General features: G+C 72.5%; 23 protein-coding genes. 8 read left to right on the forward strand and 15 right to left on the reverse strand.

Annotated elements, in window-relative coordinates:
- Window positions 1–127: 127 nt before the first annotated feature.
- Window positions 128–787 carry a snapalysin gene (gene snpA, locus ADL22_RS04135; RefSeq protein WP_066973931.1) on the reverse strand — a complete coding sequence of 220 codons (660 nt, stop codon included), beginning with the start codon at window positions 785–787 and terminating at the stop codon, window positions 128–130.
- A gap of 243 nt (window positions 788–1030) precedes the next feature.
- Between snpA and ADL22_RS04140 the strand changes: the two genes are divergently transcribed.
- On the forward strand, window positions 1031–2008 hold the full coding sequence (locus ADL22_RS04140; RefSeq protein WP_066973933.1) for a LysR family transcriptional regulator: 978 nt from the start codon (window positions 1031–1033) through the stop codon (window positions 2006–2008).
- Window positions 2009–2424: 416 nt separating this feature from the next.
- Here the strand turns inward: ADL22_RS04140 and ADL22_RS04145 are convergent, their stop codons facing one another.
- Window positions 2425–3408, reverse strand: a complete 984-nt coding sequence (locus ADL22_RS04145) for a GNAT family N-acetyltransferase (RefSeq protein WP_066973935.1) — start codon at window positions 3406–3408, stop codon at window positions 2425–2427.
- 268 nt (window positions 3409–3676) lie between these two features.
- On the reverse strand, window positions 3677–4072 hold the full coding sequence (sodN, locus tag ADL22_RS04150; protein ID WP_066973937.1) for a superoxide dismutase, Ni: 396 nt from the start codon (window positions 4070–4072) through the stop codon (window positions 3677–3679).
- A gap of 165 nt (window positions 4073–4237) precedes the next feature.
- Between sodN and sodX the strand changes: the two genes are divergently transcribed.
- Window positions 4238–4684, forward strand: coding sequence for a nickel-type superoxide dismutase maturation protease (gene sodX, locus ADL22_RS04155; protein ID WP_066974007.1), 447 nt, complete (start codon window positions 4238–4240; stop codon window positions 4682–4684).
- Here sodX and ADL22_RS04160 read toward each other — a convergent pair.
- The 4 genes from ADL22_RS04160 to ADL22_RS04175 all read right to left on the reverse strand — a co-directional run bounded on the left by ADL22_RS04160 (window position 4606) and on the right by ADL22_RS04175 (window position 8257).
- Window positions 4606–5217 (reverse strand): CGNR zinc finger domain-containing protein, encoded by a 612-nt coding sequence (locus ADL22_RS04160; protein WP_066973939.1) that lies wholly within the window; start codon window positions 5215–5217, stop codon window positions 4606–4608. The genes sodX and ADL22_RS04160 overlap by 79 nt on opposite strands.
- A gap of 243 nt (window positions 5218–5460) precedes the next feature.
- Window positions 5461–6213 (reverse strand): amino acid ABC transporter ATP-binding protein, encoded by a 753-nt coding sequence (locus ADL22_RS04165; RefSeq protein ID WP_066974009.1) that lies wholly within the window; start codon window positions 6211–6213, stop codon window positions 5461–5463.
- Between the two features lie 56 nt (window positions 6214–6269).
- Entirely contained in the window at window positions 6270–7208 is a 939-nt protein-coding gene (locus ADL22_RS04170) for an amino acid ABC transporter permease (RefSeq protein WP_066973941.1), read from the reverse strand.
- A 74-nt stretch (window positions 7209–7282) separates the two neighbouring features.
- Window positions 7283–8257, reverse strand: coding sequence for an ABC transporter substrate-binding protein (locus ADL22_RS04175; RefSeq protein ID WP_066973943.1), 975 nt, complete (start codon window positions 8255–8257; stop codon window positions 7283–7285).
- 560 nt (window positions 8258–8817) lie between these two features.
- On the opposite strand from ADL22_RS04175, the gene ADL22_RS04180 reads away from it, so the two are divergent.
- From ADL22_RS04180 to ADL22_RS04190, 3 genes are all read left to right on the forward strand, one after another.
- The gene (locus ADL22_RS04180) at window positions 8818–10047 is read left to right on the forward strand and encodes an NAD(P)-dependent malic enzyme (RefSeq protein ID WP_066973945.1); all 1230 of its coding nucleotides are present in this window, start codon (window positions 8818–8820) and stop codon (window positions 10045–10047) included.
- A gap of 266 nt (window positions 10048–10313) precedes the next feature.
- A complete protein-coding gene (locus tag ADL22_RS04185) occupies window positions 10314–11276 on the forward strand; it encodes a zinc-binding dehydrogenase (RefSeq protein WP_066973947.1) in 963 nt (320 codons plus the stop codon).
- A gap of 67 nt (window positions 11277–11343) precedes the next feature.
- On the forward strand, window positions 11344–11964 hold the full coding sequence (locus ADL22_RS04190; protein WP_066973949.1) for a HutD family protein: 621 nt from the start codon (window positions 11344–11346) through the stop codon (window positions 11962–11964).
- Here ADL22_RS04190 and ADL22_RS04195 read toward each other — a convergent pair.
- A complete protein-coding gene (locus ADL22_RS04195; protein ID WP_066973951.1) occupies window positions 11936–12670 on the reverse strand; it encodes an antibiotic biosynthesis monooxygenase in 735 nt (244 codons plus the stop codon). The two genes, ADL22_RS04190 and ADL22_RS04195, sit on opposite strands and share 29 nt — an antisense overlap.
- Window positions 12671–12843: 173 nt before the next feature.
- Between ADL22_RS04195 and ADL22_RS04200 the strand changes: the two genes are divergently transcribed.
- Entirely contained in the window at window positions 12844–13053 is a 210-nt protein-coding gene (locus tag ADL22_RS04200) for a helix-turn-helix domain-containing protein (protein WP_066973953.1), read from the forward strand.
- Entirely contained in the window at window positions 13053–13613 is a 561-nt protein-coding gene (locus ADL22_RS04205) for a Clp protease N-terminal domain-containing protein (RefSeq protein WP_066973955.1), read from the forward strand. Before ADL22_RS04200 ends, ADL22_RS04205 begins: the two co-directional genes overlap by 1 nt.
- Before the next feature lie 88 nt (window positions 13614–13701).
- On the opposite strand, the gene ADL22_RS04210 is transcribed toward ADL22_RS04205, so the two are convergent.
- The 7 genes from ADL22_RS04210 to ADL22_RS04240 form a co-directional block, all read right to left on the reverse strand.
- Window positions 13702–14793 carry a PadR family transcriptional regulator gene (locus ADL22_RS04210; protein ID WP_066973957.1) on the reverse strand — a complete coding sequence of 364 codons (1092 nt, stop codon included), beginning with the start codon at window positions 14791–14793 and terminating at the stop codon, window positions 13702–13704.
- Between the two features lie 2 nt (window positions 14794–14795).
- Window positions 14796–15680 (reverse strand): DUF4097 family beta strand repeat-containing protein, encoded by an 885-nt coding sequence (locus ADL22_RS04215; protein ID WP_066973958.1) that lies wholly within the window; start codon window positions 15678–15680, stop codon window positions 14796–14798.
- 99 nt (window positions 15681–15779) lie between these two features.
- Window positions 15780–15959, reverse strand: a complete 180-nt coding sequence (locus ADL22_RS04220; protein WP_066973960.1) for a DUF6104 family protein — start codon at window positions 15957–15959, stop codon at window positions 15780–15782.
- A 193-nt stretch (window positions 15960–16152) separates the two neighbouring features.
- Complete coding sequence (locus ADL22_RS04225; RefSeq protein ID WP_066973963.1) at window positions 16153–19956, reverse strand: multifunctional oxoglutarate decarboxylase/oxoglutarate dehydrogenase thiamine pyrophosphate-binding subunit/dihydrolipoyllysine-residue succinyltransferase subunit; 3804 nt, start codon at window positions 19954–19956, stop codon at window positions 16153–16155.
- Window positions 19957–20193: 237 nt separating this feature from the next.
- The gene (locus tag ADL22_RS04230; protein ID WP_066973965.1) at window positions 20194–21318 is read right to left on the reverse strand and encodes a HAMP domain-containing sensor histidine kinase; all 1125 of its coding nucleotides are present in this window, start codon (window positions 21316–21318) and stop codon (window positions 20194–20196) included.
- On the reverse strand, window positions 21315–22055 hold the full coding sequence (locus ADL22_RS04235) for a response regulator transcription factor (RefSeq protein ID WP_066973967.1): 741 nt from the start codon (window positions 22053–22055) through the stop codon (window positions 21315–21317). The genes ADL22_RS04230 and ADL22_RS04235 overlap by 4 nt, the downstream gene beginning before the upstream one ends.
- 83 nt (window positions 22056–22138) lie before the next feature.
- Window positions 22139–22873, reverse strand: coding sequence for a spermidine synthase (locus ADL22_RS04240; protein WP_066974011.1), 735 nt, complete (start codon window positions 22871–22873; stop codon window positions 22139–22141).
- A gap of 183 nt (window positions 22874–23056) precedes the next feature.
- Between ADL22_RS04240 and ADL22_RS04245 the strand changes: the two genes are divergently transcribed.
- Window positions 23057–23908, forward strand: coding sequence for a rhomboid-like protein (locus ADL22_RS04245; protein ID WP_066973969.1), 852 nt, complete (start codon window positions 23057–23059; stop codon window positions 23906–23908).
- Window positions 23909–24010: the final 102 nt, after the last annotated feature.

The raw sequence follows: 24010 nt of genomic DNA on the forward strand, positions 1-24010 counted from the left end.
TGGGGGGTACGGAACCGGCCGCCAGGTACCGGCTCCGTCAGCCCCGGCCCGTCCGCTGCCCGGCCACCGTCAGCCCGGCCGGGATGCGGCGGGAACCGCCGACCGCCTCCCGGGGACGGCCCGGGGGTCAGCCGCCGGAGCGGGCCCCGGCCAGGCCGTTCGCCCAGAGCTGGTCCACCTGGGCGCGCTCGTTGGCGTCCGGCTGGGTGTTCTGGCAGGACGGGCCGGGCCCGCCGCCGGACATCAGCTCGCTGCACGGACCCTCGTAGTGGTCCGGCAGGCCCAGCACATGGCCGGTCTCGTGCGCGACGATGCGGGTGCGGTTGTACTGCTGGGCCTGGCTGTAGTCGATGAAGACGAAGCCCCGGCCGTGGCCGTCGGTGCTGGCGTACGAACCGCGCGGGTCGTTGCCCTCGCGGTACTGGAAGTCACCGCCGCGGCCCGCCTGGAGCTTGACGTTGCTGACCGCGCTGTTCCAGATGGACGCGCTCCGGGATATCTCGCCGGCGAAGGTGGGGGCCGCGCTGGCGTCGTAGGTGACGGTGACCGTCTTCAGCTGCGGATTGGCCTTCAGCTTCGCCCGGGCCGACTTCAGCACGGCGTCGAAGAACGCCTTGGTGTCCGCCTTCTCGGCCGCCGAACCGGTGTAGGCGGCGATCGAGGCGGGGGTGCTGCGGTGGGTGGCGGAGTGCGCGGGGGAGGTCGCGGACACGGGGGCCGCCGCGGCGAGCGCGGCGGCGAGACCCAGACCGAGCGCAGCCGACAGCGCCGTCTTGGGAGATCTCATGTGGGGGGCTCCTTCGTCTCCGAGGGGCCGTACGGCCGCCGTGTGGGGCGGCGGCCGGGGCCCTGCGGATTTCTTGGTGCCGTTGAGTGTGGACGGAGTTCACCCGCCGGACGGAGATGCCAGGTGGCGATAGCGCGAAGCGATACCCCCGATGGCCACGGGGCAAAAGGCCCGTGAAAGCCCGGCGTTCACGGCCCCGGAAGACTCTGGTGTGAGCCGCGCCCGCGCGTTTATGCTCCCGGCGTGGAGCTAGAGGTAAGGCATCTTCGCGCACTGTGCGCCATCGCCGACACCGGCAGCGTGCGCAAGGCGGCCCGGCAGCTGGGGATGACGCAGCCCTCCCTGACGACCCAGCTCCACCGCATCGAGAAGGCCCTCGGCGGCCAGCTCTTCTTCCGCGAGCCCACCGGCAGCCGCCCCACCCCGCTCGGCCACTCGGTGCTCTGCCGCGCCCGGCCGATAGTGGCCGAGATGCGGGCACTTGTCGAGGAGATCGCCTCCGTCTCGGTCCGCGAGGAGGGCACCCGGCTGCGCATCGGCAGCACCAACAGCCCCGCCGTCGCCGGCTGGCTGCGCCGGCTGCGCACCCGCCTCCCGGAGACCGACACCACGATACGGACCGACGTCTCCGCCAACGCCCTGCTGCACATGGTCGCCATGGGCCAGCTCGACGCGGCCTTCGTGCACGAGGTCGAGGGCGCCCCGCTGCGCGTCCCGGACGGCCTGGTCTGCCATGAACTCCTCGCCCGCGAACCGCAGTTCATCGCCCTGGCCGAAAGCCACCCGGCCGCCGCGCACCCGGTCGTCCGGGTCGCCGACCTCGCCGCCGACCAGTGGATGGTCGACCCCACCGTCGACGGCGAATGGGCCGGCCTGCGCCGCATCTGGGCCGCGGCCGGCATCAACCCCCGCGTCGTGCACGGCGATTACCTCACCGCCGTCGACCTCGTCATGGCCGGCGAGGTGGTCACCCCCTGCCAGCCCACCGCCCGCTCCCGCCCCGGCATGGCCATCCGCCCCCTGCACGGCGACCCGCTCGCCGTCCGCCTCTTCATGGCCTGCCGCGCCGACGGCCCCCCGGCCGCCTCCGCCGGCGACCTCTTCGCCGACCTCACCGCCGCCTACGCCGAAATCGCCTGGGCCAGCGACGCCTACCACACCTGGCTCCTCCACCACGGCGGCCCCCTCGCCCCGACCCACCAGGGGGTCAGGGGCCTATAGGCGGGGGTTATCGCCCGGGCCGGCCTGCCCGCTACCCGCAGTGCGCTCAGCCGCCGGCCTTGGCGCGGCTTGGGTACCGGTACGGCCGTCGCATGAGCCCGCCCCTCCGGTACGACGATCACCGTCACCACCGCAGCCGCTCCACCTACCCGGACCAGCACCACGCGGCCGTTCTTGCTCACGGTCGTCCTCCTTCTTGTCCGGTTGCCGTTGGGACAAGGTTGGCCACCGCCGGTCTCGGCACGTGGTGATCGTGGACGGACCGCGAACGCACTCCGAACAGGGCGATAAGAGGTTCCCTGGTGATCGACGAGTCCGGTGCGGGAATACCGAGAGGATGCAGGGGCGAACGAGGTGGCTGCGGACTGGCAAGAGGCCATCCGGCGGTTCGGCGGCCTGCTCCGCCGACTGCGTCATCACGCCAGCGGCTTGCGGTAGCGGACGTACTCGTTCTGCCGCCGAAACCCCACACTCTCGTAAAGATCGTAGGACCGGTGCGGGTTTGCCGTGCCCGTGAACAGCCGGGCGGTCGTTGCACCATGGCTGCGAAGGCTTCGCAGCCCGTCCAGCAGCAGGGCCCGGCCGATTCCGAGGCGTCGCTGGTCCGTTCGGACACTCAGTTCCTCGACCTCGCCCACGGTGTGGTCGTGGCGGCGGATGGAGCAGAGGGCCACGCCGAGCATGTCCTGCCCGTTCCACGCAGCCCTCCAGCACGCCGGGTCGGCGGTGTCGACGAAGTCCTGGAAGGACCATTTCTGAGTAAATCCGGTGTCCGCGTACGAATCGACGACCGTCCTCCAGGCTGCACGGTAGTGACTGGGCCCGATCGGCCCTGTCCGTATCCCGGCCGGCAGTTCGCCAGCCGGCTCGGGCAACCGCTGCAGATCGCCCAGCTCCAGCTCGACCAGGCTGAAGACGCGTCGGTAGCCGGCTGCGCGCAGAAGTGCCGTGGCGTCCTGCTCGGAGGCCATGGCGTTCGCGCCGATCACTGCCGTCCGCGCCGTTCCATGCTCTTGAACGAGCTGGCGGATCCGCTCTTCGGCCCAGCTCAGCATGGCTGATCCGACGCCCTGATGGCGGTGCTCGGGCAGGAGGTAGCCGCGGTGCAGGTAGAGCCACGTATCGTCCCGCTCTTGCCACCACCGGATCGTCGAGTAGCCGACGACGCTCCCGTCGTGCACCACCAGGATCTGGTTCTTGGACGGCTCCTCCAGCGTGGCCGAGGCTTCGGCGATCTCGGCCGCTGTCGGGAGCCCTTCCACAACCGAACGGGCGTCGACCCGGTCCCGTTCGGCACACCCCAGCCGCACCGTGGCCATGGGGCCGTGGTCTTCGTCGCCGCGATACGGCCGGAATCCGAAGCCGGCCGGAAGGTCCTGTCCTGGCGTGTCATCCGACATGGCCGGATGATCTCGAACTGTGAGGCAGGCCCGCCACCCTATTCATGCCGCGGTCGTCTGCGGAGACATCGGCGCACTCTTCGCAGCACCGGCGGCGGCCGGACACAGGCGGGATTGAGCACAGTCAGCAGACTGGCCGCAGGTTACCCGCCCCCCAAACGACCGCACCCGGTCCGCCTGACCGCCGGATTGCGGCGGCTGCGGGCCGGGTGCGGGCAGGGAGGCGAGGTGACCCGCGGAACCGCGGGTCAGATGGCCTGGCCGGAGATCAAGCCTTCTTGGTCTCCCAGAAGATCTTGTCGATCTGGGCGATCAGGTCCAGCGCCTTCTGGCCGGTGGCCGGGTCGTTCGAGCCCTTGGCCGCGCTGAGGGCCTTGAGGGTGTCGTTGACCAGCTGGTGCAGCTCCGGGTACTTCTCGAAGTGCGGGGGCTTGAAGTAGTCGCTCCACAGCACCGAGACGTGGTGCTTGGCCAGCTCGGCGCGCTGCTCCTTGATCAGGACGGCGCGGGTGCGGAAGTCCGCGTCCTCGTTGGCCTGGTACTTCTCCTGGACGGCCTTGACCGACTCGGCCTCGATGCGGGCCTGGGCCGGGTCGTACACGCCGCAGGGGAGGTCGCAGTGGGCGCTGACCCTCACCTTGGGGGCGAACAGGCGCGAAAGCATGTTCAGTCCTTCCTCGTGATCGTCTTCTCAGGTGCGAGATTACTCGGTACGGGAAGGCTTTTCTCGGGCGGCCCGGGGGTCTTAGGGCAAAAGTCCGGTGCCGGGGCGGGACTGATGGAGGATGGTCCGGTGGAGGTTCCACGGGGGCTGGACCGGGAGGTGCGGATGCCGGAGCGGGTGCGCGAGCCGGAGCGGGAGAGCGGCGGCGGCACGGGTGCCGGGCGGGCCGGGGCGCTGCGGGCGTTCGGCCTGGCGGAGGTCTACAACCCGTCGATGGTGCCCACCCTCCGGCCGGGTGACCAGCTGATCGTCCAGTACGGGGCGGTGGTGCGGCCGGGCGACGTGGTCGTGGTGCGCCATCCGTTCCGGCAGGACCTGCTGATCGTCAAGCGCGCGGTGGAGCGGCGGGACGGCGGCTGGTGGGTGCGCGGCGACAACCCGTACGTGGAGAACGACAGCCGGGAGTTCGGCGCCGTTCCCGATGAGCTGGTGATCGCGCGGGCCTGGCTGCGGGTGCGGCCGCCGCGCGGGATTCAGCGCTCGCCGGCGGCGGTGCTCTCCTGGGCGCTGACGGCGGTGCGGCCGCTCTCCCGGCGCTTGCGGGCCCGGTAGGCGGCGACGTTGGCGCGGGTGGCGCAGCGGTCGGAGCAGTAGCGCCGGGAGCGGTTGGTCGAGGTGTCCAGATAGGCGTTGCGGCAGGGCTTGGCCTCGCAGATGCCCAGGCGGTCCACGCCCAGCTCGGTGAGGTGGAAGGCCAGGCCCATGCAGGCGGTCGCGGTGAAGCCCGCGGTGGCGTTGGCGGCGTGGTCGGCGATGTGCATATGCCATTTGGGGCGGCCGTCGTCGTCGCGGTGCTCGTGGCCGGAGATCTGCGGGCTGACCGGGAACTCCATCATCAGCGCGTTGAGCAGGTCCACCGCGAGGACCTCGTCGCCGCGGTCGGCGGCCTCGAAGACCGCGCGCAGCCGGGAGCGGACGGTGCGCAGCCGGGTCACATCGCTCTCGGTGGCCCGCCGGGCCGCCTGCTGGGCCGGGCCGAACAGCTCGCGGACGGCCTCGACCGAGGTCAGGGTGTCCCCGCCGCGCTCGGGCTGCTCGGTGTTGACCAGCCGCACGGCGTAGTCCGAGTAAGAGGCCAGGTCCACTTGTCTTCCTTACGGGCGCGGGGCTGGGGTACGGCTACCCATGCGTAATGAGTGGTTTCCCTACGAGGGTATTACGACCCGGCCGGGACGCAGAGGCGCGGCCGGGGGGAGCCGGGAGGGGGGGGCCGCCGCCCCGGGGGGCGGGGGCCCCCCCGGCCCCGGGGGGGGGCCGGCCCAAGACCCCTGAGAGGGGTGCCGCCCGCCGCGGCTGTCAGGGCCCGCCGGGGCCCGTCGCGGAGCCGTTCAGAGCACCTTGGAGAGGAAGGACTGGGTCCGCTCGTGCCGGGGGTTGGTCAGCACCTCGCGCGGGTGGCCGGATTCGACCACCACGCCGTCGTCCATGAAGACCAGCGAATCGCCGACCTCGCGGGCGAAGCCCATCTCGTGGGTCACCACGACCATGGTCATCCCGTCCGCGGCCAGGTCCTTCATGACGTCCAGGACGTCGCCGACCAGCTCCGGGTCGAGGGCCGAGGTCGGCTCGTCGAAGAGCATCAGCTTGGGTTCCATGGCCAGCGCCCGGGCGATCGCCACCCGCTGCTGCTGGCCGCCGGAGAGCTGCGAGGGGTAGTTCCCGGCCTTGTCGGCCAGCCCGACCCGGTCCAGGAGCTTGGTGGCGCGCTCGCGGGCGGCGGCCTTGGACTCGCGCTTGACCTGGACCGGCGCCTCCATGATGTTCTCCACCGCGGTCATGTGCGGGAAGAGGTTGAAGCGCTGGAAGACCATGCCGATATCGCGGCGGCGGGCGGCGACCTCGCGGTCCCGCAGCTCGTGCAGCCGGCCGTTGTGCTCGCGGTAGCCGACCAGTTCGCCGTCGACCGACAGCCGCCCGGCGTTGATCTTCTCCAGGTGGTTGATGCACCGCAGGAACGTGGACTTGCCGGAGCCGGACGGGCCGATCAGGCAGAAGACCTCGCCGGGCGCCACCTCCAGGTCGATGCCCTTGAGGATGTGGGCCGAGCCGAAGGACTTGTGGACGCCCTCCGCCTTGACCATGGGGACACCGGACTTCCCGGACTTCCCGGACGGGGCCGTGGACGTGGTGGACTTGCTCATGCCGCACCTCCGGCGCGGTTCGGGCCGGCCAGCTTCGCCTTCAGGCGCTGGAACGGGGTGGGCGGAAGCTGGCGGCTGGAGCCGCGGGCGTAGTAGCGCTCCAGGTAGTACTGGCCGACGCTGAGCACCGTCGTGGCGATGAGGTACCAGGCGGCGGCCAGGATCAGCATCTCGACGACCACACCGGAGTCCCGGCCGACGTTCTGCGCGGCCTGGAGGAGGTCGTAGTACTGGACGGCGATGACCAGGGACGAGGTCTTGAGCATGTTGATGACCTCGTTGCCGGTCGGCGGCACGATCACCCGCATCGCCTGCGGCACGACGATCCGGCGCAGCGTCTTGCCGTGGCTCATGCCCAGCGCGTGCGCGGCCTCGGTCTGGCCCTCGTCCACGGCGTTCAGACCGGCCCGGCAGATCTCGGCCATGTACGCGGCCTCGTTGAGGCCGAGCCCGAGCAGCGCGCACAGGAACGGGGTCATGAAGTCCGACCACTCGTCCTTGTAGATCGGCATGATGTCGATGTACTGGAAGACCAGGCCGAGGTTGAACCACAGGAAGAGCTGGACGTAGACCGGCGTACCGCGGAAGAACCAGATGTAGAACCACGCCACGGACGCGGTCACCGGGTTCTTCGACTGCCGCATCACGGCGAGGACGACGCCGAGCCCGACGCCGATCACCATCGCCAGCAGGGTGATCCACAGGGTGTTGCGCAGGCCCTTGAGGATGTCCGGGTTGAACATGTACTCCGGTATCGCGCCCCAGTTGACCTTCCCGGAGGCGAAGGCCCGTACGAGCAGCGCCAGCAGCCCGATGACGACGAACGCGGCGATCCAGCGCCCGTAGTGGCGGACCGGGACGGCTTTGATGGGCTCGGGCTGGGCCGGCGGTGCGGCCGCCGGCGGCTCGGCCGGCTTGTCGACGTCAACTGACACGGAGGATGCCTTTCAGCGTGGGCGGAAGCGGCGCCGCGCGGGGCGCGCGAGCGGGGCGGGGACGGAGGGCCGGCTCAGGTGCCGCCGTTGATCTGCACTTCCTTGACCGCGGCGTCCGTGACGTTCCACTTGGCCAGGACGCGCTCGTACGCGTGGTTCTTGATCGCCAGCTCCACGGCCGCCTTGAGGGCGTCGCGCAGCTGGTCCTGCCCCTTGGGGACGGCGATGCCGTACGGGGCCGCCTTGAGCGGGGCGCCGCCGACCATCTGGAAGTCGTTGCCGCCGCCGGAGACCTTGACCGCGTAGGCCGCGACCGGGTAGTCGCTGGAGACCGCGTCCACGCCGCCGGTCCGCAGCCGGGTCTGGGCCTCGGAGTCGTTGTCGAACGCCTCGATGGAGATCGGGTCCTGGCCGGCGTCCTCACACGCCTTGGACTTGTCCTTGGCCAGGTCGTGGGAGACGGTGCCGCGCTGCACGGCGAGCTTCTTGCCGCACATGGTCTCCCAGCCGTCGATGCCCTTGGTCTTGCCCTTCTGGGTGTAGAGGGAGACCCCGACGTTGAGGTAGTCGACGAAATCGACGCCGTCGCCGATCTTCTTGCCGGTGGTCGAGTCGACGCCCTGCTGGCGGTCCTTGGTATCGGTCATCGCCGACATCGCGATGTCGTACCGCTTGGACTTCATCCCGCCCATGAGGGTGTCGAAGGTGGCGTTGTTGAAATTGAGTTTGATGCCGAGTTCTTTGCCCAGGGCCGCGGCGAGATCCGGATCAATGCCCTCCACCTTGCCGTTCGAGCGGAACTCCACCGGCTTGTAAGTGATGTCCGAACCGACCTGGAGCATCCCCTTCTCCTGGATGTCCTTGGGGAGCTTGGCGAAGAGCGGGGCGTGCGGATTGCGGTTCTTGGCCGCCTCCCGCCGGGCGATCGCCGCGTCGGTCTGGTCACCGCAGGCGCTGAGCAGCAGCAGCGATGCGGTGACCGTGGCTATCGCCGCCGCGGCCCTGCCGGACCTGCCGGCCGCCGCGCGACGGGTGGTGTCTGCGGTCATGCTGATCCTCCTGCGGATGGGGAGCCGACGTGCCAGTGTGGGCAGCCGGTGTGCTGGTGAGAAGGGGCCGGCGCACACCTTTGGGCACCTTTGGGCGGGGCCCGCGGTCGGTGACGGAATCTTGCCATCCGGACTCCGGTATTCGGACTGTCGTACAGGTCAAAATCGGATAACGGACGGGCAAGGAACGCCGCCGGCCGTGCGGCGCAAGGGAAAGCCGGGACGCGCGGGGCGCGGTCCCGGGACGGAAGCGCGGGCCGCGTCTCGGAATTTGGACAATCACGAGGGATCTTCGGCGATTTCGGGCGTTCCGTCGCTATTGTCGGAGCCTTGTACCGGCAGGTAACGCATCTGACTCGTCGCCTCGCATGCGCGTCCGGTAGAAAGGGTCGTTACACCCCTCATCCGGGGCTCAGGGCGCGTGTGCGGCGCGCCCGGCGTCCGTACCTCCCCCCGCGCGGCGGCCATCCGCCGGGCAGGGCGCGGGCGCGGTGCCCGCCCACCCCCCAACCAGGGAGTGGTCACCCTCAACAGATTTACGACAAAGGGGTCAGAGAACAGTGGCAGCGGAGATCGTCAATCCTCGCAGCGACAGCGAGACGGGCGCGGGAGAAGGCGCGGACGGCACGTCCGGCGAACTCCTCGACCCGGCCTTCGCGCTGCACCGGGGCGGCAAGATGGCCGTCCAGGCCACCGTGCCGGTGCGCGACAAGGACGACCTGTCCCTCGCGTACACGCCGGGCGTCGCCAAGGTGTGCAGCGCCATCGCCGAGCGTCCCGAGCTCGTGCACGACTACACGTGGAAGTCCCAGGTCGTCGCCGTCGTCACCGACGGCACGGCGGTGCTGGGCCTGGGCGACATCGGCCCGGAAGCCTCCCTCCCCGTGATGGAGGGCAAGGCCATCCTCTTCAAGCAGTTCGGCGGTGTGGACGCGGTCCCGATCGCGCTCGCCACCACCGACACGGACGAGATCGTGGACACCGTCGTCCGCCTCGCGCCCTCCTTCGGCGGCGTCAACCTCGAGGACATCTCGGCGCCCCGGTGCTTCGAGATCGAGGCCAAGCTCAAGGAGCGCCTGGACATCCCGGTCTTCCACGACGACCAGCACGGCACCGCCGTGGTCACCCTGGCCGCCCTGCGGAACGCCGCCAAGCTCACCGAGCGGTCGCTGGGCGAGCTGCGGGCGGTCATCTCCGGCGCCGGCGCGGCCGGTGTCGCCATCGCCAAGATCCTCGTCGAGGCGGGCATCGGCGACGTCGCGGTGTGCGACCGCAAGGGCGTCGTCTCGGCGGACCGCGGCGACCTCACGGACGTCAAGCGCGAGCTGGCCGGCTTCACCAACAAGGCGGGCCTGACCGGCTCCCTGGAGACCGCGCTGAAGGGCGCCGACGTCTTCATCGGCGTCTCCGGCGGCACGGTGCCGGAGGAGGCGGTGGCCACCATGGCGAAGGACTCCATGATCTTCGCGATGGCCAACCCGAACCCGGAGATCCACCCGGACGTCGCGCACAAGTACGCGGCCGTGGTCGCCACCGGGCGCAGCGACTTCCCGAACCAGATCAACAACGTGCTGGCCTTCCCCGGCATCTTCGCCGGCGCGATGCAGGTGCGCGCCTCGCAGATCACCGAGGGCATGAAGCTGGCCGCCGCCGAGGCGCTGGCCGCCGTCGTCGCCGGTGAGCTGAGCGCCGACAAGGTCATCCCCTCGCCGTTCGACGAGCGGGTCGCCCCGGCGGTCACCGCGGCCGTCGCGGCCGCCGCCCGTGCGGAGGGCGTGGCGCGGCGCTGACCCCGGGCCGCGACGCGGCACGGCAGGGCACGGCACTGCATTGCACTGGCCGACGGGCCGGGCCGGCACCCCCAACACGGGGGGCCGCCCGGCCCGTCCGGCTTTGCGGGACAGGGCGGCGTCCCGGGGCGGTGGCGGCATCCGGACGTACGGGTTCGGACGTACGGATTCGGGCGTACGGATCCGGCCACCCGGCGGCGTGGGCGCGGCGCGTGTCACACCCGCACCCGCTGTCGCACCGCGCGCCGGCGCCCTAACTTGGGATCATGTTTGCTGCCTACGCCGCCCGCATCGACCGCGACCAGCCGCTGAACGGCCTCGAACTGGGGGAGCGACCGGCCCCCGCCGCCCGCCCCGGCTGGACCACCGTCGACGTCAAGGCCGCCTCCCTCAACCACCACGACCTGTGGACGCTGCGCGGCGTCGGGATCACCGAGGACGCGCTCCCGATGATCCTCGGCTGCGACGCCGCCGGGATCGACGAGCACGGCAACGAGGTCGTCCTGCACTCCGTCATCGGCCAGACCGGCCACGGCGTCGGCCCGGCCGAGAAGCCCTCGATCCTCACCGAGCGGTATCAGGGCACCTTCGCCGAGCGGGTCACCGTACCGTCCTGGAACGTGCTCCCCAAGCCGGCGGAGCTGTCGTTCGCGGAGGCCGCCTGCCTGCCCACCGCCTGGCTGACCGCGTACCGCATGCTGTTCACCAACGCCGGGGTGCGGCCCGGGGACACCGTGCTGGTCCAGGGCGCCGGCGGCGGGGTGGCCACCGCCGCCATCGTGCTGGGCGCCGCGGCGGGCCTGCGGGTCTTCGCCACCAGCCGGGACGAGACCAAGCGCAAGCGCGCGGTGGAGCTGGGCGCCGAGGCGGCGTTCGCGACCGGCGAGCGGCTGCCCCGGCGGGTGGACGCGGTCATCGAGACGGTCGGCGCGGCCACCTGGTCGCACTCCGTCAAGTCCCTGCGCCCCGGCGGCACTCTGGTCATCTCGGGTGCCACCAGCGGCTTCACGCCCAAGAGCGGGGAGCTGAACCGCGTCTTCTTCCTGGAGCTGAAGATCGTCGGCTCCACGATGGGCAGCAAGGAGGAGCTGTCCGGCCTGCTCAGCTTCTGCGCCGCCAAGGGCATCCGCCCGGTCATCGACTCCACGCTGCCGCTGGACCGGGCCCGCGAGGGCTTCGCGAAGATGGCCGAGGGCGAGCTGTTCGGGAAGATCGTCCTGACGGTCTGAATCGTCCAGACGGTGTGAATCGTCCTTGCGGTGTGAACCGGAGTCGGTGGAGCGGAGAGGGGACGGCGTGCGGATCCTGCGGGCCGCGGAGCGGGCGGCCGTGCCGTGGCGCAACGGCGGCGGCCTCACCCGCGAGATCGCGGCGCACCCGCCCGGCGCGGACTGGGACGCCTTCGCCTGGCGGGTGAGCCTGGCCGAGGTGACCCGGGACGGGCCGTACTCCCCGCTGCCCGGCGTCCGGCGGATCCTCACCGTCGTCGACGGCGCCGGGCTGGAGCTGACCGTGGACGGCACCGTCCGCCAACTCCCCGGCCGCTACCGCCCGTTCGCCTTCCCCGGGGCCGCCGTCACCGACTCCCGGCTGCTCGGCGGCCCGGTCGTCAACCTCAATGTGATGGTCCGGGAGGACCGGACCGACGCGGCCGTCACGATGGTGCGCGGCAGCAGCGGGGAAGTGGCCGTGCCGGGGGCCGGGTGCGCGGTCGTGGTGGCGCTGGAGGGCGAGACCCGCGTCCGCGCCACGGCGTCGCCCGATGCGGCGGAGGTCCGGCTGGGGCGGTACGACGCGGTGGTGGCGGGGCCCGCGGAGACGGTACCGGTGGGGCCGCGCCTGGCGATCCGGACGGCCGGCGTCGCCGCGCTGATCGAGTTGTCGGACGTCAACGGCCTTGCGGCGGCGGGACGTTGACCAGCGTCTTGTACGGCAGGTAGCCGGCGACCCGGGGCCGCGGGGCGGGGTGCTCGGCCGATACCGCCGTCACCGCCGCTACGGGCGTGACGCCGGGCAGCGCCCCGATCGCCTCCCGCAGCCGGGCCGAGACGCCCCCGGCGGCGAACTCCTCCCACGCCGAACCGCTCGCCCACTCCGCCACGTTGAGCACCCGCGTCCCGTCCTTCGAGGCGTGGAAGTGGGCGGCGAGGAGGCCCGGAACGTGCTCCTTCTCCAACAGCCCGATGACGGTGTCGGCGAGCGCCCGCTGGGCGTCCGGGCCGGTGGTGGCGAAGGCCGGGGTGGCCACGTAGCCGGGCCGCGCCCGGACGGCCTCCTCCGGGGTGTGGCTGCGGTAGCGGCGGTAACGGACCACGCCGGGGCGGTGGATGCCCGGGATGGCCCGGTCGATCGGCTCGATGGCGGCGGGGCGCGCGGTCCGCGCCCACTCCCGGTGGGCCTCGTCGTCCGTCCACTGCGCGTAATACAGGACATGGGTGCCGTCCGTGCTGAGCAGGGCGGTCAGCGCCAGCATCGCGTCCGGGCGCCGCCGCGCCTCCCAGGCGGCGAGCGCCGCGTCCGCCGCCGGCCGCTGGAAGCGGGCCTCCGGGACGATCCAGCTGCTGACGAGAACGGTGCCGGCGTCGGAACGCCGGACGTCCGGGAAGGCGTCGAGGGGCGACATGGCATCTCCGTGGGTGCGGGTGGGTGCGGGTGGGTGCGCCGCGGCGGTGGCGTGCGGCGTTACGGGCAGCGTGCGGCCTCAAGTGCGGTTGAGGTCAAGGGTGATCGCCGCTCACGGCGCGGGCGTGTCAACCAGGGTTGACGGTGCGTCCTCGTCAACGTACGTTGACGGACATGACCGAGGCAACGGATCTCGCCGCGCGGGCGAGCGACCCCGACCCGCGCTCCGGCCTCCGCGCCGTGGCCGCGCTCCGCCGGCTGCTGGAGCAGCTGGAGGCCGTCCAGGTGCGCAGCGCCCGGGCGAAGGGCTGGTCGTGGCAGGAGATCGCCGCCGAACTGGGCGTCAGCCGGCAGGCGGTCCACAAGAAGCACGGGAGGCGCTGATGTTCGAGAGGCTCACGGCCGAGGCCCGCGCGGTGGTGCGGGGCGCGGTGGAGCACGCGGACCGCACCGGCCAGGAGGCCGTCGGCGAGCCGGAGTTGCTGCTCGCGCTGCTGGACGGCCGGGGTACGCCGGCCGCGGCGGTGTTCGACGGGCTCGGCGCGCCGCGGACGGCGCTCGCCGGGGACCTGGCGGCGGTCCGGCGGCGCGGCGGCCTCTCGGCGGCGGACGCGGCGGCGCTGGCCGGGCTCGGGATCGACGTCGAGGAGGTCGTGGCGCGGGTGGAGGACGTGCACGGGGCCGGGGCGCTGGCCGGCGGCGCGGCGGCCGGCGGGCGCCGGAAGCGGGTCCGGGGGCGGCTCACGCCGGATGCCCGGGCGGTGCTGGAGCGGGCGCTGCGGATCGCGCTGGGGCGCGGCGACCGGCACATCGGCGACGAGCATCTGCTGCTCGCGCTCACCGCCCGGTCCGGCCCGGCGGGTGGGGTACTGGCCGGGCACGGGGTGACGTACGAGGCCGTGGAGCGGGCGCTGGGGGAGCGGGCCGCGGGGCGGGCGGGCTGACGCGGGCGCCGGGCGCCGTCACGGAATCGGGTGCCAACTGCCGCCTGCGGCCGGGCCGTTGGGGCGGCCCGGCCGATCCCCGTACGCCCTATGCGTCCTGGCTCCCGTCCCCGCCGTTCGCTGGATGGCGCAGCAGCCCGCCGACATGGGCGGCGGAGTCCGCCAGCAGATGGCGGGCGGCGGTGAGCTGCTCGGCGGTGACGCCGTGGTCGCGTGCGGCGTCCCGCAGGTCGTCGCGGAAGCGGTCCAGGAGGCGGTCGAAGTCGCGGGCCGGATCGCCGCTGCCGGGCTCGGTGGCCCAGTCGGGCAGCGGCGGCCGTCCGGCGGCCCGGTCGGCAGGCTCTCCCGCCCCGGAAGTCCGGTCGGCGCCCCCGGCGGGCTCGGCGTGCTCCTTGCCGAGGTCCACGGGCTCCTCCGCGCCGCCGTGCGACGCGCCGCCGTGCGCCGCCCCGCCGTGTGACGCGCTGCCCGTATAGCGGCCCACCTCGCGGCCGACCTCGGAGAGGACGTCCCGCAGGGCCGAGGACCAGTCGCCCGTGCGGACCGCGTCCTGGGCCTGGTCCTGGACGTGGCGGAGCACCCGCTGGATCTCCTCGCGGGCGAACATCTGGGCGTCCTGGGCCTGCTGGCGGGCGCGCTGGGCGTCCTGCCGGGCGCGGCGGCTCTCCTCCTTGGCGCGGCGGGCCTGCTCCTTCCACTCCTCCTTGGCGCGGCGGAACTCCTCCTTCGCCTGCCGCCAGGCGTCCTTGTCGCCGGGCGCCTCCGGGCGCGGCCGGCCGCCGCCCGCGCCGGCCCTGGCCTGCCGGGCGGCCTCCCTGACCTCCTGGCGCAGATGGCGCGCCGAACCGCTGACGTCCTCCCGGATGTCGGAGGCGAGCGCTGCCACCGACTCCCGGATCTCCAGCTCCAGTTCGGCCAGCTCGCCGCCGCGGTCGGCCAGTTCGGCGCGGCCGGCGGGGGTGAGGGCGTAGACCTTGCGGCCGCCCTCGGTCGTATGGGTCACCAGGCCCTCGGCCTCCAGCTTGGCCAGCCGCGGGTAGACCGTCCCGGCGGACGGCGCGTAGAGCCCCTGGAAGCGCTCCTCCAGGAGGCGGATGATCTCGTAGCCGTGGCGCGGGGCCTCGTCGAGCAGCTTGAGGAGGTAGAGCCGCAGGCGGCCGTGGGCGAAGACGGGGGGCATGCTCAGAGCACCTTCTTCCCGGCGGGCGGGGTCGTGGGGGCGGGGCCGTCCTCCGGGCCGGGGTCCGGCTCCTCGTAGGGCGGGCGGCGCAGCAGGGCCAGGGAGCCGGAGACCGTGGTGGCCTTCAGGCGGCCGGTGCCGGCGCCGAGCGAGCCGGTGATCCGCTTGGCGCCCCACCGGCCGGTGACCCGCAGGCCGTCGAAGGCGTTGGTGACCGCGCCGGTGGAGGTGTTGGCGTCCACCCGGGCGTCGGCCGGGTCGGGCAGCCGGATGGCGATCTCCCCGGACACCGTGGCCAGGTCGGTCCGGGCGCCCGCCGCCGGGTCGAGGTCCAGGACCATGTCGCCGCTGACGGACTCGGCGCGCACCGCGCCGGTGCCCTCCACGACCGTCAGATCGCCGGAGACCGAGTGGAAGACCAGGTCGCCGGTGAGCGCCTGGGCCTGGACGCTGCCGGAGACCGTCTCGGCGCGCACCGGGCCGGACAGGCCGACCAGGGTGCACTCGCCGCTGACCCCGCGCAGCTCGGTGCTGCCCGCGATCCCGGAGACCACCGCGCCGGCGCCGGCCACGCCGACCTCGACGCGGGTGGCGGCCGGCACCGTCACCGAGACCACCGCGCTGCGCCGCCACCCCGCGCGGTCCAGGAACGACAGGAAGCCCTTCCAGGGCACGTCGTCATAGCCGATGGAGAGGGTGGTGCCGGTGCGGGTGACGACCAGCGGCGGCCCGCTGAGCTCGGAGACCTCCAGCCGGGCCGGCCCGCCCTCGGTGGTGCCGACGACGTTGACGGTGCCGCCCACCAGCCGCACGGTGAGCGCGTCGACGGGCTCCTCGATCTCCAGCGTGCGCGGTGCGGAGACCGTCCACTCGGTCCGGGCTGACATTCCTGGCCTCCCCTGGGTAGCCGGACGACGCAACATATCGCGTCCCGTGAAGACACGATATATCGCAGGCGGGGGGAGTCAAGCGGCCCGGACCGGCTCCTACTCGTCGTCCTCGTCGTCCAGCCGCGCCAGCCAGGTCGCCAGCCGCTCCACCGGAACCTCGAAGTCCGGGTTCAGGTCCACGAACGTCCGCAGCTGGTCGGCCAGCCACCCGAGGCTGACCTCCTCCTCGCCGCGCCGGCTCTCCAGCTCCTCGATGCCACGGTCGGTGAAATACACGTGCTCTCCCACGGATACTCAGCAAACGGTCCAGGTCATCGGACCGTGCGGTCAGGATAGGCAGCCGCGGGACCCGCCCGCGCCACCGGTTCAGGCACCCCCGCCCGCCCCCGGACACCCCGAAGGGCCCGCCCCACCCGGAGGGGGAACGGGCCCTTCGCGAAAGCGCCGCGGCGCGCGGGACTCCGGGGCGTTACGCCTCGAAGACCTCCGCCACCAGCTGGGCCTGCTCGGCCTGGTGCCGCTTGGCGGAGCCGACCGCCGGCGAGGAGCTGTGCGGCCGCGAGATGCGGCGCAGGCGCTCACCGTGCGGGACGTCGGCGCCGACCGCCAGATCCAGGTGGTCGATCAGGTTCAGACCCAGGAACGGCCAGGCACCCTGGTTCGCCGGCTCCTCCTGCGCCCACAGGTACTTCTCGGCGTTCGGGAACTTGGCGATCTCCGCTTGGAGCTCCTTGCCGGGCAGCGGGTACAGCCGCTCGATCCGGACCAGCGCGGTGTCGAACGCACCCCGCTTGACCCGCTCGGCCTCCAGGTCGTAGTAGACCTTGCCGGAGCAGAACACGACCTTGCGGACGTCCCCGGGCTTGACCTCGCTGTCGCCGATCACCGGGCGGAAGCCGCCGGTGGTGAACTCCGACGTCTTCGACGCCGCCGCCTTCAGCCGGAGCATCGACTTCGGGGTGAAGACGATCAGCGGCTTGTGGTGCGGGTTGTGCACCTGCCAGCGCAGCAGGTGGAAGTAGTTCGACGGCAGCGTGGGCATCGCCACGGTCATGTTGTTCTGCGCGCACAGCTGGAGGAAGCGCTCGATCCGGGCCGAGGAGTGGTCCGGGCCCTGGCCCTCGTAGCCGTGCGGCAGCAGCAGGGTGACGCCGGAGGTCTGGCCCCACTTCTGCTCCGCGGACGAGACGAACTCGTCGATGACGGTCTGCGCGCCGTTGGTGAAGTCACCGAACTGCGCCTCCCACATCACCAGCGCGTCCGGGCGGGCCAGCGAGTAGCCGTACTCGAAGCCCATCGCCGCGTACTCGCTGAGCAGCGAGTCGTAGACGTTGAAGCGCGCCTGGTCCTCGGAGAGGTACAGCAGCGGGGTGTAGTCCTCGCCGGTCTGCCGGTCGATCAGCACCGCGTGGCGCTGGCCGAACGTGCCGCGGCGGGAGTCCTGGCCGGCGAGCCGGACCGGGGTGCCCTCCATCAGCAGCGAGCCGATGGCCAGCGTCTCGCCCATGCCCCAGTCGATCGCGTCGTCCTCGACCATCGCCGCCCGGCGCTGGAGCTGCGGCAGCAGCCGCGGGTGGACGGTGATGTGGTCGGGGATGTTGACCTGGGACTCGGCGATCCGCTTGACGACCTCCTGCGAGACCGCGGTGTCCACGTGGACCGGGAACTCGGCCTGCGGCTGCGGCACTTCGGGCGCGGCCGGCGCCGAGGTGGCGTCCCGGACCTCGGTGAAGACCTTCTCCAGCTGGCCCTGGAAGTCCTGGAGCGCCTGCTCCGCCTCTTCGAGGGTGATGTCGCCCCGGCCGATCAGCGACTCGGTGTAGAGCTTGCGCACCGAGCGCTTCTTGTCGATCAGGTCGTACATCAGCGGCTGGGTGAAGGCCGGGTTGTCCGACTCGTTGTGGCCGCGGCGGCGGTAGCAGATCAGGTCGATGACCACGTCCTTGTTGAACGCCTGGCGGAACTCGAAGGCGAGGCGCGCGACGCGGACCACGGCCTCCGGGTCGTCGCCGTTGACGTGGAAGATCGGGGCCTCGATCATCCGCGCCACGTCCGTCGCGTACATCGACGAGCGCGAGGACTCCGGGGCGGCGGTGAAGCCGACCTGGTTGTTGATGACGACGTGGACCGTGCCGCCGGTGCGGTAGCCGCGCAGCTGCGACATGTTCAGCGTCTCGGCGACCACGCCCTGGCCGGCGAACGCGGCGTCGCCGTGCAGCTGGATCGGCAGGACGGTGAAGTCCGTACCGCCCTTGTTGATGATGTCCTGCTTGGCGCGGGCGACACCCTCGACGACCGGGTCGACGGCCTCCAGGTGCGAGGGGTTGGCGGTCAGCGAGACCTTGATCTGCTCACCGTCCAGGCCGGTGAACGTGCCCTCGGCGCCCAGGTGGTACTTCACGTCGCCGGAGCCGTGCATCGACTTCGGGTCGAGGTTGCCCTCGAACTCCCGGAAGATCTGCGCGTAGGACTTGCCGACGATGTTGGCGAGGACGTTGAGCCGGCCGCGGTGGGCCATGCCGATGACGACCTCGTCCAGCCGCGCCTCGGCCGCGGAGTCGATGACCGCGTCCAGCAGCGGGATGACCGATTCGCCGCCCTCCAGCGAGAACCGCTTCTGGCCGACGTACTTGGTCTGCAGGAACGTCTCGAACGCCTCGGCGGAGTTCAGCCGGCGCAGGATCCGCAGCTGCTCGTCGCGCTCGGGCGACTTGTGCGGGCGCTCGACCCGGTCCTGGATCCACTTGCGCTGCTTGGGGTCCTGGATGTGCATGAACTCGATGCCGGTGGTGCGGCAGTACGAGTCGCGCAGCACGCCCAGGATGTCGCGCAGCTTCATCATCGACTTGCCGGCGAAGCCGCCGACCGCGAACTCCCGCTCCAGGTCCCACAGGGTGAGGCCGTGCTCGGTGATGTCCAGGTCGGGGTGCTTGCGCTGGTGGTACTCCAGCGGGTCGGTGTCGGCCATGACGTGGCCGCGGACCCGGTAGGAGTGGATCAGCTCGAAGACCCGGGCGGCCTTGGTGACGTCGTCGTCGTGCGAGGCGTCGATGTCGCGCAGCCAGCGGACCGGCTCGTAGGGGATCCGCAGCGACTTGAAGATGTCGTCGAAGAAATCGTTCTCGCCGAGCAGCAGCTGGCTCATGATCCGCAGGAACTCGCCGGAGGCGGCGCCCTGGATCACGCGGTGGTCGTAGGTGCTGGTCAGCGTCATGACCTTGGAGACACCCAGCTTGTTCAGGGCGTCCTGCGAGGTGCCCTGGAACTCGGCCGGGTAGTCCATCGAGCCGACGCCCATGATCATGGACTGGCCGGGCATCAGCCGCGGCACCGAGTGGACCGTGCCGATCCCGCCGGGGTTGGTCAGCGACGCGGTGACCCCGGTGAAGTCGTCCATGGTGAGCTTGTTGTCCCGGGCCCGGCGGACGATGTCCTCGTACGCCTGCCAGAACTCGAAGAAGCTCATGGTCTCGGCCTTCTTGATGGCCGCGACCACCAGCTGGCGCTCGCCCTTGGCCTTGACCAGGTCGATCGCCAGGCCGAGGTTGATGTGCGGGGGCTTGACCAGCGTCGGCTTGCCGTCCTTGACCGCGAACGAGCAGTTCATCGACGGCATGGCCTTGAGGGCCTGCACCATGGCGTACCCGATGATGTGCGTGAAGGAGACCTTCCCGCCGCGGGCGCGCTTGAGGTGGTTGTTGATGACGATGCGGTTGTCGAACAGCAGCTTCACCGGGACGGCGCGGACGGACGTGGCCGTCGGCAGCTCCAGGGAGGCGTTCATGTTCTTCGCGACGGCCGCCGACGGGCCGCGCAGGGTGACGAACTCGGGCGCCTCGGGGGCGGCGCCGTCGGCCTCGGCCTTGGGGGCCGGGGTCTTCGCCGGGGCCTTGGCCGCGGGCTTCGCGGCGGGCTTGGCCACAGCCGGCTGCGCGGCCGGCGCGGCCGGGGCGCTCGCGGCGGGGGCCGGGGTGGCCGGCGCGGCCGGGGGCGCGGCGGGAGGCTTCGGCGCCGCGGCGGGGGCCGCGGGGGCCGGTGCCGACGGGGCCGGGGCCGAGCCCTCCGCGGGCTTGGCCGGCGCGGTGGCGCCGCCCGGCTTGTAGTCGGCGAAGAAGTCCCACCAGGCTCGGTCTACCGAGTTCGGGTCCTGGAGGTACTGCTGGTAGATCTCGTCGACGAGCCACTCATTGGGACCGAACGCGGCAGCGGGATTCTTCCCCTGCTCATCCTGATCGGTCGAGACACTCGCACTGTTGGGGGACTGTAGCGACACGGCGGCAACCGCCCTCTTCCGCTTCCTAAGGTGGTGGACAGCGGGAATAAAGGCTACGCCTCTTGTGACCTTTGGTGCAGTCCGGGAGGGTCACTCGTCGCGCACGTCACATTCAGAAGAAGGTTTCGTGGCACGACTTGGCGGGAAACACACGGAGTTTGCCGGTGTGCGGGTAGCGCGCATCGCCGGGGCACCCCGGACTGAGTGCTTCCACCACCGACCCTACGTCAGCCGGCGTCAGCCCCGGGCTGACTCCAGCCCCGGAAGAGTGACCCGGATCCGGCAACCCCGGGGTGATTCGGCCACCCCGATCCGGCCGCCGTGCAGATCCACCGCCCAGCGCGCGATCGCCAGGCCCAGGCCCGTACCGCCGTCCGTGCCCGGCCCCGAGGGGCCCGGACCGCCGCGGTTGAACCGCTCGAAGACGCGGTAGCGCTCCGACTCCGGGATCCCCGGCCCCTCGTCCTGCACCTCCAGCACCAGGCTCTCCGGCCCCTCGCCGCGCCGCGCCCGCACGGTGACCCGGCCGTGCCGCGGGCTGTGCTTGATCGCGTTGTCGATGAGATTGGCCACGACCTGGTGCAGCCGCTCGGCGTCCGCGTGCGCGGTCAGCTCCGGCGGCGAGACGTCGAGGTGCAGGTGGACGTCCGTACGCGTGTGGGTGCCGGAGCCGGCCAGGCCCGACAGGGTCGAGGCGCCGCGGCTCATATTGGCCTCCTTGAGCACCCCCGACAGATACGGCCAGACCTCGAAGCGCCGGGCGTGCAGCGGCACCACGCCGTTGTCCAGCCGGGAGAGGTCCAGCAGGTGCTCCACCAGCCGGCCCAGCCGCTCGGTCTGCTTCAGCGCCGTCCGCATGGTGTCGGAGTCCGGCTCGCAGACCCCGTCGACGACGTTCTCCAGCACCGCGCGCAGCGCCGCGATCGGGGTGCGCAGCTCGTGGGAGACATTGGCGACCAGTTCCTTGCGGTGGGTGTCCACCGCCTCCAGGTCGGCGGCCATGCGGTTGAAGGCGTCGGCCAGGTCGCCGAACTCGTCCCGGCGGTCCGCGCGCACCCGGCGGGTGTAGTCGCCGTGCGCCATCGACCGCGTGACATCCGTCATCTCGCCCAGCGGGGCGGTCAGGCCGGTCGCCACGAACTGGGTGATCAGCAGCGAGGCGATGATCGAGAAGACCGTGATCACCCGCAGCTCGGTGGCCGAGTGCATCGCCACGAACACCAGCAGGGTGGTGATGATCACCGACACGATCACCAGCGCGCCGAGCGCCGCCTTGACCGAGCGGTACGGATCCAGCGGCCGCAGCGCCTCCCAGACCCGGTCCCACAGGGCCCGCGCCCGCGCCCGCCACCGGCGGCTCATGCGGGCGGGGTCTCCAGGGCGTAGCCGACGCCGTGCACCGTGCGGATCCGCTCGGCGCCGATCTTCCGGCGCAGCGCCTTGATGTGGCTGTCGACCGTCCGCGTCCCGGACGCGTCGGCCCAGTCCCAGACCTCGGCCAGCAGCTGCTCGCGGGAGAGCACCGCGCGCGGGGTGTTCGCCAGGCAGACCAGCAGGTCGAACTCGGTGGGGGTGAGGTGGACGTCGTTGCCGCGCACCCGGACCCGGCGCTGGGCGTGGTCGATCTCCAGCTCGCCCAGGCGCAGGATGCCGCTGCGCGGGGTGTGCGCGGCCAGCGCGGCCCGCTCGACCCGGCGCAGCAGCACATGCACCCGGGCGGCCAGCTCCCGCATGGAGAACGGCTTGGTCATGTAGTCGTCGGCGCCGACGCCGAGGCCGACCAGCATGTCGGTCTCGTCGTCCCGGGCGGTGAGCATCATCACCGGCACCGGGCGCTGCGCCTGCACCCGGCGGCACACCTCCAGCCCGTCGAAGCCCGGCAGCATCACGTCGAGGACGAGCAGATCCGGCTGCCACGCCTCGGCGGTGTCCACCGCGGCCGGACCGTCGGTGGCGGTCTGCACCTGGAAGCCCTCGGCGCGCAGCCGGGCCGCGATGGCGTCGACGATCGTCGGATCGTCCTCGACGACCAGCACCCGGCGCTGGGCGCCCGGCGTGGCCGCGGTGGTGCCGCCCTGGGTTGTCTGAGTCTGGTCCATCGCCCGCCCCTGCATGTGCCCTGCGTGGTCGCGTCTTGCTGGGCAGCAGCGTAAGGGCATGGTGTGACCGTCGGCTACGCGCCCTACGCGGCCCGGAGCGCGAGGTGGACCACGTCCGGGACGCCTCGGGCAACCGGGATCTCTTCCGTCCGTACGCCCGCGAAACCGGCATTTGCCAGCGCTTTCTCGAACGCCGGGGACGGCTGGGCCGACCACACCGCGAGCACGCCGCCGGGCGCCAGCGCGGCCCGGCAGGCGGCCAGGCCGGCGGGGGAGTAGAGGCTGTCGTTGTCCTCGGTGACGGTCCAGTCGGGGCCGTTGTCGATGTCCAGGCACAGCGCGTCGTACGCGCCCGGGGCGGCCTCCTCGCGCAGGTGCGCCACCAGGTCCGTGGCGAGGATCTCGGTGCGCGGGTCGGCCAGTGCCGGGCCGGAGACCGCCGACAGCGGGCCGGCGCGGTGCCAGTCGATCACCGCCGGCTCCCGCTCGGCGACCGCGATCCGGCCCCAGCGCGGTTCGGCCGCCGCCCGGGCCAGTGAGAAGCCGACGCCCAGGCCGCCGATCAGCACCGAGGGCGCCGGGCGGTCCGGCGGGAGCGCGGCCAGCGCGGCGTCGACCAGCAGCCGCTCGGAGCGGCCGTCGGAGGTGTCCATCAGGAAGCAGCCGTTGGCGATGATCTCGTACACCGGCCCGGCCGCCCCGGCGCCCGGGTCGCGCTGCCGGAGCGCCACCTCTCCGTAGGGGCCCTCGCGGCGGTCGAGGGTGCGTACGGCCGGCCCGGGGCCGGCGGTCGGATGCCAGGGAGGTACGGGAGCCATGCGGACCATCTTGGCCAACGCCGGGCGCGGCGGTCCAACGCCTTTGCGGGCCGTGCCCGGGCCGGTGCGCAGCCCGCACGGGGGCCGGGAGTTGTGAGGGATGTCACTCACACAGCTGACTCATGGGTTGGTCGGCCACAGTGGTGCCCGGACGGTGCCCGGGGCGGCGGAAGGGGGCTGGCGATGGCCGGTGGGGCGCAGGGGGCGGTCGCGGCCGGGCGGGACGGCGGCGCGGCGGAGAGCGGCGCGGCGGTGGTGCTCGAGGGGATGCCGCGGCAGCGTGGGCCCTTGGCTCCGGACCCGGACCCGGTTTCGGCCTCCTCGGTGGCGCGCGGGCCGGGCCGCCGCGGCCGGCCGGGTCCGTGGCCCTGGCGGCTGCTGCCCACGCCCGCCGGGACCCCGTTCACCTTCTGGTACGCGCTGCTGCTGATCGCCACCTCGCTCTTCGCCGAGTACGGCGACCCGGCGCTGGTCTCCCGGCTGCTCCAGGGCTCCAGTACGGACGTGACGCATCTCGCGCGGGCGCCGCTGCTGGTGCTGGTCGCCAGCGCGCTGTGGAGCGCCGGCGGGCTCGCCACCGGGTACGCGGTCGCGTTCCTCTTCGTCCTGACCGCGCTGGAGCGGCGGATCGGCGGGGTGCGGACGGCCGCGGTGTTCTTCGGCGGGCACGCGCTGGCCACCCTCGCCACCGAGCTGCCGGTCGGCTTCTCGGTCGCCGCGGGCGGGCTGCCGGACAGTTCGCTGCACCGCCTGGACTACGGGATCAGCTTCGGCGTGATGACCTGCGCCGGGGCGCTGGCCGGGCTGCTGCCGGGCTGGGCGCGGCTGCCCGTCCTGGCCGGCGCCGGCTACCAGGCGCTCACCGGGCTGATGGAGTACCTCGACCCGATGACCGACTGGGGCCATCTGCTCGCGCTGGCCCTGGGGGTGGCCGCCTGGCCGCTGCTGCGCCACTGGCACGCGCGGCGCGGCGGGCCCGCGCCGCTGCTGGGCGACCTGGGGCATCCGGCGCTGCGGGCGGTGCGGACGCGCTGAGGGCCTGGCGGTCTGGCCGCTGTCCTACGCCCGCTCGCTCGCTCGCGGAGAATGGGGCCTACGCGGGTGCCGTCCGGAGGCGCCCGCCGAGTGCAGGAGCCG

This window comes from Streptomyces sp. NRRL F-4489 (genome assembly GCF_001509485.1).
GTDB lineage: Bacteria > Actinomycetota > Actinomycetes > Streptomycetales > Streptomycetaceae > Streptomyces.

Coding starts and splice junctions, on each gene's coding strand:
- ADL22_RS04210 (WP_066973957.1), bottom strand. CDS start 14,793: ATGCCCCCCGTCTTCGCCCACGGCCGCCTGCGGCTCTACCTCCTCAAG.
- ADL22_RS04145 (WP_066973935.1), bottom strand. CDS start 3,408: ATGTCGGATGACACGCCAGGACAGGACCTTCCGGCCGGCTTCGGATTC.
- ADL22_RS04185 (WP_066973947.1), top strand. CDS start 10,314: ATGTTTGCTGCCTACGCCGCCCGCATCGACCGCGACCAGCCGCTGAAC.
- snpA (WP_066973931.1), bottom strand. CDS start 787: ATGAGATCTCCCAAGACGGCGCTGTCGGCTGCGCTCGGTCTGGGTCTC.
- ADL22_RS04195 (WP_066973951.1), bottom strand. CDS start 12,670: ATGTCGCCCCTCGACGCCTTCCCGGACGTCCGGCGTTCCGACGCCGGC.
- ADL22_RS04175 (WP_066973943.1), bottom strand. CDS start 8,257: ATGACCGCAGACACCACCCGTCGCGCGGCGGCCGGCAGGTCCGGCAGG.
- ADL22_RS04205 (WP_066973955.1), top strand. CDS start 13,053: ATGTTCGAGAGGCTCACGGCCGAGGCCCGCGCGGTGGTGCGGGGCGCG.
- ADL22_RS04245 (WP_066973969.1), top strand. CDS start 23,057: ATGGCCGGTGGGGCGCAGGGGGCGGTCGCGGCCGGGCGGGACGGCGGC.
- ADL22_RS04230 (WP_066973965.1), bottom strand. CDS start 21,318: ATGAGCCGCCGGTGGCGGGCGCGGGCGCGGGCCCTGTGGGACCGGGTC.
- ADL22_RS04240 (WP_066974011.1), bottom strand. CDS start 22,873: ATGGCTCCCGTACCTCCCTGGCATCCGACCGCCGGCCCCGGGCCGGCC.
- sodN (WP_066973937.1), bottom strand. CDS start 4,072: ATGCTTTCGCGCCTGTTCGCCCCCAAGGTGAGGGTCAGCGCCCACTGC.
- ADL22_RS04235 (WP_066973967.1), bottom strand. CDS start 22,055: ATGGACCAGACTCAGACAACCCAGGGCGGCACCACCGCGGCCACGCCG.
- ADL22_RS04200 (WP_066973953.1), top strand. CDS start 12,844: ATGACCGAGGCAACGGATCTCGCCGCGCGGGCGAGCGACCCCGACCCG.
- sodX (WP_066974007.1), top strand. CDS start 4,238: ATGCCGGAGCGGGTGCGCGAGCCGGAGCGGGAGAGCGGCGGCGGCACG.
- ADL22_RS04215 (WP_066973958.1), bottom strand. CDS start 15,680: ATGTCAGCCCGGACCGAGTGGACGGTCTCCGCACCGCGCACGCTGGAG.
- ADL22_RS04165 (WP_066974009.1), bottom strand. CDS start 6,213: ATGGTCAAGGCGGAGGGCGTCCACAAGTCCTTCGGCTCGGCCCACATC.